General features: G+C 25.9%; 11 protein-coding genes and 1 pseudogene. 3 read left to right on the top strand and 9 right to left on the bottom strand.

All coding sequences use genetic code 11. The features are described from left to right. Positions 1-114 precede the first annotated feature (114 nt). The 7 genes from Q0F58_RS14215 to Q0F58_RS14245 all read right to left on the bottom strand — a co-directional run bounded on the left by Q0F58_RS14215 (position 115) and on the right by Q0F58_RS14245 (position 6,805). Entirely contained in the window at positions 115-1,734 is a 1,620-nt protein-coding gene (locus Q0F58_RS14215) for a hypothetical protein (protein ID WP_294377852.1), read from the bottom strand. A 24-nt stretch (positions 1,735-1,758) separates the two neighbouring features. Beyond that, positions 1,759-2,766 (bottom strand): Wadjet anti-phage system protein JetD domain-containing protein, encoded by a 1,008-nt coding sequence (locus Q0F58_RS14220; protein ID WP_294377855.1) that lies wholly within the window; start codon positions 2,764-2,766, stop codon positions 1,759-1,761. Positions 2,767-2,829: 63 nt separating this feature from the next. Further along, entirely contained in the window at positions 2,830-3,675 is an 846-nt protein-coding gene (gene nudC, locus Q0F58_RS14225; protein WP_294377858.1) for an NAD(+) diphosphatase, read from the bottom strand. A 365-nt stretch (positions 3,676-4,040) separates the two neighbouring features. Next, positions 4,041-4,805, bottom strand: a complete 765-nt coding sequence (locus Q0F58_RS14230; RefSeq protein ID WP_294377860.1) for an arginase family protein — start codon at positions 4,803-4,805, stop codon at positions 4,041-4,043. 268 nt (positions 4,806-5,073) lie between these two features. After that, entirely contained in the window at positions 5,074-5,505 is a 432-nt protein-coding gene (locus Q0F58_RS14235) for a YjdF family protein (RefSeq protein ID WP_294377863.1), read from the bottom strand. A 337-nt stretch (positions 5,506-5,842) separates the two neighbouring features. Next, positions 5,843-6,256, bottom strand: coding sequence for a CGGC domain-containing protein (locus tag Q0F58_RS14240; protein ID WP_294377866.1), 414 nt, complete (start codon positions 6,254-6,256; stop codon positions 5,843-5,845). Between the two features lie 81 nt (positions 6,257-6,337). After that, positions 6,338-6,805 (bottom strand): hypothetical protein, encoded by a 468-nt coding sequence (locus Q0F58_RS14245; protein WP_294377869.1) that lies wholly within the window; start codon positions 6,803-6,805, stop codon positions 6,338-6,340. A gap of 378 nt (positions 6,806-7,183) precedes the next feature. On the opposite strand from Q0F58_RS14245, the gene Q0F58_RS14250 reads away from it, so the two are divergent. Continuing rightward, a complete protein-coding gene (locus tag Q0F58_RS14250; RefSeq protein WP_294377872.1) occupies positions 7,184-7,723 on the top strand; it encodes a hypothetical protein in 540 nt (179 codons plus the stop codon). Between the two features lie 216 nt (positions 7,724-7,939). On the opposite strand, the gene istB is transcribed toward Q0F58_RS14250, so the two are convergent. Beyond that, complete coding sequence (gene istB, locus Q0F58_RS14255; RefSeq protein ID WP_294377875.1) at positions 7,940-8,704, bottom strand: IS21-like element helper ATPase IstB; 765 nt, start codon at positions 8,702-8,704, stop codon at positions 7,940-7,942. A 95-nt stretch (positions 8,705-8,799) separates the two neighbouring features. Beyond that, a pseudogene (gene istA / locus Q0F58_RS14260) lies at positions 8,800-9,921 on the bottom strand (IS21 family transposase); the annotation flags it as partial. A 168-nt stretch (positions 9,922-10,089) separates the two neighbouring features. Between istA and Q0F58_RS14265 the strand changes: the two are divergent. Both Q0F58_RS14265 and Q0F58_RS14270 read left to right on the top strand, forming a co-directional pair. Continuing rightward, positions 10,090-10,260, top strand: a complete 171-nt coding sequence (locus Q0F58_RS14265; protein ID WP_294377878.1) for a hypothetical protein — start codon at positions 10,090-10,092, stop codon at positions 10,258-10,260. A 14-nt stretch (positions 10,261-10,274) separates the two neighbouring features. Further along, entirely contained in the window at positions 10,275-10,580 is a 306-nt protein-coding gene (locus Q0F58_RS14270) for a hypothetical protein (RefSeq protein ID WP_294377880.1), read from the top strand. Positions 10,581-10,815: the final 235 nt, after the last annotated feature.

Below are 10,815 nucleotides of genomic sequence, written 5' to 3' on the forward strand. Positions count from 1 at the left end.
ATTTTCACAGTACGATTTATATAAATCATGTTCATTATCTTTAAGTTCTCCATTTTTTAATAGATAATAAAATATCTTATTGCTTATATTTATTTCATCAATTGAATATGACATTTATATAATGCTCCCTTCTTCTACACTGAATAAAACATTGCTGCATATAAAATTTCTATGTTTTCCATCTTCATCAATAATATTTTTTAAAATCACATCTTCTCCAAATTGAATTTTTTCAGCACTAAATTTCTTTATTCTCTTAAGACTTTTATTTTCTTCAATTGCTTCTAATATACTTCTATTGAATTCAAAATCAAATTCTTCGCTTTCAACAGTATTTTTTCTCTCTTCTTTTACTTCATCAATATCAACACATCCACTTTTAAGCATTTCTATTATTACTTCCCTGAAAATTCTCACATCAGGTATAAGGCTTTTCATTAATATTTCGCTGTCTTTTATCATTAAATTTATTTCATACAAAGAAATGCTTTTTTTCTTAACTGCAAGCATTAATATCACTTCTATAACATCTTTATATTTTTTAAGTTTTTCCTTCTTTTTTCTGTTTTCTTCTTCAATCATGTCATTTTCTTCAAAAGTCAAAACTTCATCATCTTCATTTTCTTCAGTTTTTATATTTTTCTGATATTCTAATGCTTTATTTAAATTATATCTTTTTGCAGGATTCATTCTGAATAATGGTCTTAGAAACACATCTATATTTTCCATGAGACTGGCATTATCAAGTATTTTGTAATATATTTCTGATTTGATGCTGAATCTTTCAATAAGGGACATCTTAGATATGTTTTCAAGCTCTTTTCCATAAACTTCTTTTAAGCTGAAATGCTTTTTCATGATTCTCTGGTCTTCATCAATTGTTCTTGCAAGATACTTATTTATTGTTTTCAAATTATTAAGATTTTCAATTTCTTCTCCTGTAAGTTCATGAACATGTATATCTTTTTCTATAAATTCTTTAATTTTAGCTTCTACATTTTCCTTATGAATTAAAAACTTTTCTTTGCTTCCTTTAAGAAGTTCAAGATTTCCTTCCATCATCTTTTTATAATCTTCTGTGGAATAATTTAAGGGATTCTCTCTTATTTTTCTTATGGCATCATCCATACTCTGAACCCTTATTCGCATCATATTGAAAATATTTTTTATATCATCAACAGCTTTATCATAAGATGCCTTATCAAGATGTAATTTAAATATTATCTCATGAATTGTCATCTTAAGATTTTCTTCAATTTCAAGAGTTGACAAGAGAAGTGAATACCCTTCTTCTGTAAGAGAATAAGATACCATTCTTACACCTTCTACATATTCAATTTTATTTTTAACAAAGCTTATATTTATATCTTCATACTGCCCTTTTTTAAAGTTGAATGAGTTAAAATACATAGCTTTTCCCTCATCACAAAGAATATTATTCACTATAAATTCTGCAAGTTCTTTACATTCATCATAAGTTATCGGCTTTCTAAAATACAAAGAATTTATTTCATCAATAAAACTTCCTATATAATCAATAGTTGCAATTTCTTCCTTAAGTGACTGTTCCATTATATATAAAAGCACTGCAAAGATAATGTTATCCTGTTCATATCCTTCACTGAATCCATATTTTTTCCACGTTCCTTTTGATATGCTGTTTCTAAAAAGCAATGCATATGCGCCTATTTTTTTCATTCTCACATGGTGCACATCTAAAAAACTTAAATCCATAATCTCTCCTTTAAAAAATGTATTTTATAAATCATTTATATTTATAATTTCCTGTGGTATATATTTGCCGCTTTTTAATATTGTAGTAATTTTTTCTTTGTTTTCTTTATCAAAGCAGCTTAAAAAATAATCATCTATATTTTTATTCTGTCCTTTCTTTGTTTCTGGCAGAACAACATGATTATTCATATATTTTTTTATCATTATAGCATATGCTTCTATAAAAGGTTTAACTTTATATAATTTTGACATCTTTTCATAAAATTTTTCATATATAAGTATGCCTTCATAATCAAGATCACCAAAATAATAAATTGTATTTCTCTTATCACATACATGTTCTTCAACTGAAATATGAAAATCATCAATGGCTTTTATTATGTTTTTTCCAGCACCATATATTACAGTATCTATTTCAATGTCAAATATATTTTCTTTATTTTTTATAAGGTGTTTTCTAAAGGTATAGTAAGTATCTTTATTTTCAATGATTAAAACATTTTGAGGTGTCTTCTTAGTTCTGGAATAATAAGCTAAAGGCTCTGAAGTATCATAATAGTTTAATGTATTTAAATCAAAATTTAGATTTTTTAAAATAGTTTTTCCTTCTTCCTTCTGAAGGAATTTTTCCCTATTCCATATCTGAAAACTTCTTTCATTCATAGAAATACAGCTTTTCAGGCAATCTCTCTTATTTAAAAGAAATTCATTCAACATAAGTATATATTTTCTATTTTCTTTGTATTTATTTAAATGTTTCTTATAATATGACACATCAAATTCAGCACAAAGTTTAAAATTAATTTCATCAAGATAATTGCTGAAATCTTCTTCTTTCCTTATTATTCTGTATTTTTTGTACATTTCAGGATTTCTTCCATTACTGCCACTTGCTTTTACTGGATTTAACTTTTCATCATCAATAAGTTCATTTACAGTTTTATATAGTATATCATAATCATTAATCTTGTAGAAATTTTGAATTTCATCTAATGTTATAGTATTTTTTTTATAATTCCTTATATTTTTCATAATTTTCTCTCCAATATACAATTTCCAGTTAAATACATGTATTATAAAACAATTATATACTGTTTATATATTTCCTTTATTCTTTTCAAATTCATTTATCATAGTCTGAGTAAGACTTATAAGGAGATCTCTTGGAGGAAGTTCATCATATCTGAACCAAGTTCCTTCTGCCAGTTCATCAGTTTCCAGTGTAATTTTGTCATCTCCATCAAGATCTGCAAAGAATCCTGAAAGAATAGTATTAGTAAATCCCCATGGCTGGCTTCCAAAATATCTTATATTTTTAACTTTAAGCCCCACTTCTTCCATTACTTCTCGTTTTACTGTATCTTCAAATGATTCACCAATTTCAACAAATCCTGCAACAAGTGCATATTTTTTATAGGCCGCTTTTGAATATCTTGTTAAAAGAATTTTATCCTTATTTTTAATTCCTACAATTATAGCTGGCGATATAGTTGGATAGACTATATTTCTGCAGTTAGTGCATATTAATGCTCTTTCTTTATCATATGGCTCCATCTTATTTCCACATATTCCACAGTGTTTATTTTTAGAATACCAGTCATATAAATGTTTTGCTGTAATTCCTCCAAAAGCTGCCCACTGTGGCTTTAATGTTCTAAATACAGAAGTATTTTTTCTACATAAATAACTATAATCTTCTTCTTTAAAATTTTTCAAAATAAAGAATTTAACATCATCAATTTTAAAAACATAAGTAAAATCCTCTTTAGATAGATGCTCTCTATTAATCAGATCTTTATACATAGGTATACAGACCTTACCATTTTCTTCTTTCATAAATACTTCATTTTTTAAGAATATTAATATATAATCTTTTTCTTCAATAAATACCTCTTTACTATATGTATTATCATATTTGTGTGGTGTAATTTCCTGAATCATATTCTTCCTCCAATTCCGATTTCAGTATTTATATTAATTAAATATAGGATTCTTTACTGCATAAAAACAAACAGACTAGAATTTATAGACAACATATTATTTATCTATAAATTAAAATCTGCTTATTTTTAAATTTTATATTTAATATTTTCCTTTATCATTATATTAGTTTTTTAGTTATTTATCAAAACCTATTTTTAATTGTGTATATTGCATAATTATGATTTTATATATATTCAATCAGTATATAGAATTTATATTTGTTTATATCATACTATATACCGAGTTGATTTTTGTGTTTATATTACATAAAAAATTCTCAATTATATAAATCTTTTTAAATTATTACTATATCTCTAATTTGCTTATATAGTTGCTGAAACTAACTCTTCAGCTTCATCTTCAAAAAAATGAAGAAGTTCAGAATTGATGTTATCATTTTTCTTAATATCCATAAATTTTCCTAATTCGTTACTACACTCGCCACATATATCAATGCCTATTACTTCCTCATTTTTAATTATTTTATGAAGAATGTCCTCAAGTTCAATAACATTCATATCTCCTTGATTCCAGTTTGTATTAATTACTTTCTCACTAAGAACATCCTTATCTATGGATATATAAATAGGATATTTTTTCACCTCACAATCCAATATGTTGAAATTTTCTCTATCAACACATATAATTCTATCTTCATATTTTTTATTAATAAATTTCTTTTCTTCATCTCCAACACCAACAAGAATAACTTTCTTAAGATGTATGTTGCTCTCCAAAGAATCCATTATCCATGAACCACAGCTTAATATATTTCCAAACATAGGCTGCTGCATATCAGAATGATGGTCAAAAACAATCAGATTAAAATCTCTTTCTATCTTTTCAATCCAAAATTTAGAAACATAATGATAATTTCCTGAATCAATGAAATGCAAACCGTATGGCTTTAAATTTTCTATTTTAGCTTTTATCGATTTTTCTGCATACTCATCACAATAACAGCTTGTCCCATTAATATCACTGCAGTCTATCCAGTTTATATTTTCTCCTTTATAAAACTTCTCATCTTTATAGATATTGCTGAAATTCATAATTGTGAGATATGCATTTTCTCTTTGAAAATCCATTTTAATACTCCTCTTTATTTTATGATTATAATTTTACACTTTAGATTTCAAATACAGTTTTTTAAACTATATTTATATTATTATTTTTATATTAACATATATATCTTTATCTTACAAATACTTGAAATAATGTGTATAAAAAATGATTTCTAAAATTATCAGAAATCATTTTTTATATAATCACAATAATCCTTAATATCATTTTAACTGCTTTTACTTATCTTTTAGTTTTTTGATTTCACAGAACACAATTCAACTTTAAAGTTATTTAATGTCCTTTGTGTTTTTCTCTTCTTTTGTTCTGCTTAAGTTCAAATAATCTCTGCTGCTGCTGTTCTTTTTCTTCTTTTGATTTTTTCTTACGCTCTATCTTATTTTCTTCATGCTGAGCTTTTAAGGCAATCTGTGCTTTAGTACCTATACCCTTATTTTTGACTTCTTTATGAATCATTCTTTGAACTCTTTTAGGATTTTCCTTTTTTAGGATCATATTCTTTTTTGCCTCTTCTTCATCAAGCGTAATCATTTTGAACTTTAACCTATAATAGTTTTTTAATACAAAATCATAAACTTCAGCTTCTTTAGGCTCAGCTCCAAAGGTCACTTTACATGCTTCATATTCCTCTCCTTCATATTTTTCAAATACTCCTATCCAAAATGGATTGTTAAAAAGAATAGTAAGCTTTACTGTATTCTTCATGATTTGTCCCTCCTGTTAGTAAAATAAAAAATTAGAGAACGGACAACCCCAGGAGGGGGCAGGTTACTTCTACTTTTACAAATAGGCTCTGACTACCAACAGAACTGTGTTTTTATCTCTAATTTAGATTATATTGTTTTTTTATATATTTATCAAAATTTTTTATATTTGTGCAATCTTAAATGTATATATTCTAAATAATAACAAATAATCATTTTATTAATGTTGTAAACTTAAAATTGTGTTTGAAACCTATATATAGTACTTAGATAGTGCACAATTTGAAATATAAACAGATATTTATTACATTCTAATACCTAAACAATATATTTATTGTTTAAAAATATCTTTTATATTCGCCTGTTTCTCTTTTCTTTTCTGCTGTTTTACTTATATATGTGCCTTCAACTATATTTTCAAATCCTTTTTTTGCTATAATATCCTTTATATAATCTATATAAGGGCATCTGTCTGAATGATGATTTTCACTTACCATACAAGTTGCTAGATGAATAACTATTTCTTCCTTTTTTAAATCTGTTTTCTTTCTCATCTTCATTAAAAAATGTTCTAATTTCCCTGCAACTGCTTTTCCACAACATCCACCACATGAAAAGGTAATGTACTTCATATTGTTTCCATAATCCCCAAATTTACCTTCTTTATTATAAAATGAATCCATACATGCAAATCCACTACATCTTTTTAATGCACTATCACATTGAATTATTATACATTGTTTTATGCTCATTTAAATCACTTCCTCTATGCTATACTAATTATGATAAATACGAAAATTCTTCAATAATTGCATTATTATACGTCATCAAATCTAAAGTATATTAGGATTTTTTATGAATTTATCCTCTTTTTCATCATCTTCTTTTTTAACACAACCATATTCTTCAGTAATATCTTGTGCATTTACTACATTAATAGTTTTTCCATTTATCATTTCTTTAAAAAATCCTGATAATTTTCCTCGATAGCTTACAGCACTTCCAAATACTTCAGCACCAAAAAATAAAGTAGAACATATAATCAAAGTCATTGCAGTATAAGAACATATTATATTTAACTTATTTCTATTTTTATTGTTATTTTGTGTAGATCTATCTTTATGCCTATTATAATCCAAAATATGAACATGATTTTTTTCTTTATTTATCACTTTTATTTCATTCTTATCATTAAAAATTCTATATAAGTATCTAATAAACCAAATTACTAAAAATGTTCCACTTAATAGTAATGTATACATATTAACTTCTGTTTTTTTATGTATAAAAATCTTATACATATTATACAATCCTACTCCATATACTACTAGAAATATGTGATTAATAATCAAATTTAAAATACACTTTAATTTATGATTCTTCATTAACATTTCTATAAAAATCAAAACTTATAATAAAGCTTTAACCCCTAACCCCTTCTATAATTATCTATATATTCCAATAATAATTAAAGAAATCTTGAAAAGACTTCATTCTTCATTGTCAATTGGAATATATATATTATATATCATAAAATACAATATTTTATCATTATTATGGTGTTGTTTCTCAAAATTAAGAAAAAAATAATATTTTTTAGATAATACTACTCACAAATCCCAAAAATAACAATATACTATTTAATAATATCTAATAAAAATAGTTAAAGGGGAATTGAAATGTCATGTACTAGAATATCAAAAGATTGTCCAATCATAACAAATGAAGAAAATTCAGGATTCATTCAGACTCAAAATGGTACAAAATATTCTGCATCATTATCAATTGATGAAAGCAGAAAGAATAATTCATATTTCATACTATATAATCCACTTCATTCAATGAAAGATATTTATATATCAAGAACTCTTCATGCAAATACTGGAGATTCTCCAGTCCTTGTACGCTCGTACTGCAACTGCTGTGATCTTCTTCCTAAAAATGCAGAACGTTCAAGAAGAATAACAAATAACAATACTCATTATTGTGATGTTCCTTCAACTGCTCAAGTTTATACAGGTACTAATATTCAATGTATAAACAATACCCCATTTCTTGAGTACACTGTTAAATCATATGAAAATTTTAATAATGATATTGATGGAAATATAATATTAAGTCCTGGATCGTACTATCTTGAAGTAACAAAAGGTTCTTCATGTGAATGTAATAGCTGCCAAGTTTCAAATATAAGCTGGTGGGAACAACCTATATCTTAAAATAAAGCAATTGTAGGAATTTAATCAATCCTGCAATTGCTTTATTTTTAATTATTTATTCGACTATGTATATTTCACAAGTATAAACTCATATAATCAAAATCAACATATTATCTACGCTTGTCTTTAATATACATAATTGATTTTTTATATTTATGTAAATGTCAATATATTTTTGAACAAAAAGTGGAAAATAAATATGTACAAAAACTATCCCTAAATTGTTTTTGTATTACCTTCCAAATATTGGAGTTTGGATTGTATTCTATAAGAAGGTCCTTTTATAGAAACAATATGAGAGTGATGTAGAAGCCGATCTAATATAGCATTCGCAATCGTTGGAGAACCAAAGATTTCAGACCATTTTGAGAAATTACTATTAGTTGTTATTATAGTGCAGTGTTTCTCATATCTTTTGGATATTAACTGAAAAAATAAATTCGCTGAATCTATATCTATAGGTAGATAACCAATTTCATCAATTATTAATATTTTATATTTAGAAAAGTGTTTAAGTCTTGTTTCAAGACGATTTTCAGCTAATGATTTTTTCAATTGGCTTATCAATTCTTGAAAAGTAATAAAGTATGTTGAATATCTGTTTTTTGCACATCTTATTCCGATTGCGGTAGCTAAATGAGTTTTACCAACTCCTGGAGTTCCTACAAAGAGTATGTTATCATTATTCTCTACAAATCTTAATGTAGCTAGATCAAGAATTTGTTGCTTATTTACTCCTGGTTGAAATTCAAAATCGAAATCTTCAACTTCTTTCAAGAAGGGAAAATTAGCTACTTTAACACAAGCAGCCATTGCCCTTTCAGATTTTGCTTCTATTTCATAATTACTTAGATCATATAAGGCATCTACGATGCTCTTCGTACCGTTATTTATTGCGTCTATATATTTATCTAAATTAGCTTTCATGTTAGTCAAATTCAGTTCTTCTAAGTTATTTAAAAGTTTTATATAGTTATTCATAATTATCCTCCACTTATCTACAATAAACTATCAAAATAAGTAAGATTAGTACTGGCCAATATTTCTAGATCATTTTCATTTTTTACTGTATACTTTAATAGTTCTTTATAATCTTCAGGTCTATAATTAATTTTTTTATCTATAATTTCATGTATAGCAATTAATTCTGTATTAAAATATATATATAATCTTTCATTTGCAGCTTTTAAAGTTACAAATTTATTAATGTATTTTGATGGAACAGAGTATTTATTTCCACAATAATTTATTAATGAATCTATATGTACTTTAGTTTTCAGTTCATAGTTCATATAGCTATCAATTACAGATTTATTGGGTAATGGAAGTAAATGCTCTTTTTCTTTTTGAAAAAGTAATACTGGTGGAACACCAGTTGCCTGATTTGGCGAAGAGTTCACCTTAGAATTGATTTGTTTTATTATTTTAATTAAGTCTTCTTCTGTTTCAAAGTCATAATTGTAAGGATAAAGCCATTCAATAAATTTATTAGCACTTTCTACTTTTCCTTTTGTATATGCATGTCTCGGTTTGCATAGTCGTATTTTAAATCCAAAATCGTTAGCGAAAGCTTGTAACTTATTATTTATCTTTCTACCTTCCTTAGTAATATCAGCAACAGTTTTCATGTTATCAAATAATATTTCATGAGGAACGCCACCACAAAATTTGAAAGCATTTATTAAAGATTCAAATAAATCTTGATGTGTTTTAGTTTTTCTATAATTAAAATGGCAAAGCCTTGAGTTGCCAAGCTTAAAACTAAATACATTTACAATAAATTCTTCACCATTCTTTGAGATCATGTGGATATCTTCCTTCCAATCTACTTGAGCTTGTTTGCCTGGCGGCGTTTCGAAACGCGGATGCCCTTTTGCTTTCTTTTTGGGTAATAACTCATTTTTCTTAATGTATTTATTAAAATTTGAATAAGTTCCAATATCACATCCCTTATCTTTAAAATATTCATAAACTCCCTTTACACTAACACCTCTAATAGAAAGTTTCATAATAATTTCTGACCGATATTTATCAATTTTGCTTGATTTATTTCTTGTCTTAGCTTTTCCATCATATCCGTTATAATATTTCTTTATAGTTCTTCTATCTACTCCATATTGTCTTGCAAGTTCAGAATAATTAGGTTTTATATTCATTATTTTCAAGATATTTAATTGTCCTATTAAATTGTTATCCATATTAACCCCTCCATGGGGTAGAATAACAATAATAGTACAATTTTGTACATTATTATTTTCCACTTTTAGTACATTTTAATAATATCATTTACAATTATAAAACAATACAAACATTATGTGTTTTTTATATGCTACTGCTGGATATTTAGATATGTTAGGAGTGAGAAAATGAAAAATAAATTAATAAAGTCATTTTTAAAAGAAAATAATGCAAATCATGAAATAAATATAGTCGCTAATCAGATTAATCGAAATGCTCCAGGAGCACCTATGACATTAAATAGAAGTAAGAGAAGAAAATTAGAAAAAATTAAAAAGCAAAATAAAGATTTATTGTAAAGGGGAATGAGACAATGAATACAAAAAAGTTAATTGAGGCAATGATAGAAAATGAATTTCATAAAATCCAGGAGTTCAAAGAAAATGATGATATGAAGAATAATAAAGAATACCAGGAGCTACAGGACAAGTCTTTTAAACTATTTGAAAAGTTACATGATGGACTATATAAGAATCAAATAAATATGTTGCATGAATATGATGATGATGTAACGTATACCAATATTGAATTGATGAGATATTATTTCAAACAAGGAATTATTGCAGCATTTAATGAGCTTGAATGTTTAAAAGAATATAGTGATATTATCAATTGTTAACATAGTTACGTTTTATATGCTTGAAGTCCTTTTAAAGGACCTCAGGCTTTTATTTATTATATGAAGTTTAGGCTGACCTTGTCTGATGCAAATACCTACTCTAAAAACCCAAAAATATTAAATCACACTTGAATATAGATAAAATCAAGACTGAAAACACTTTACTTTATGTGCAAAATATGACATGGTGACAAGCAAAAACTCGGGAAATAATTCAGTATATTTACCCTAATTA

Source organism: uncultured Clostridium sp. (assembly GCF_934754915.1).
Taxonomy (GTDB): domain Bacteria; phylum Bacillota; class Clostridia; order Clostridiales; family Clostridiaceae; genus Clostridium.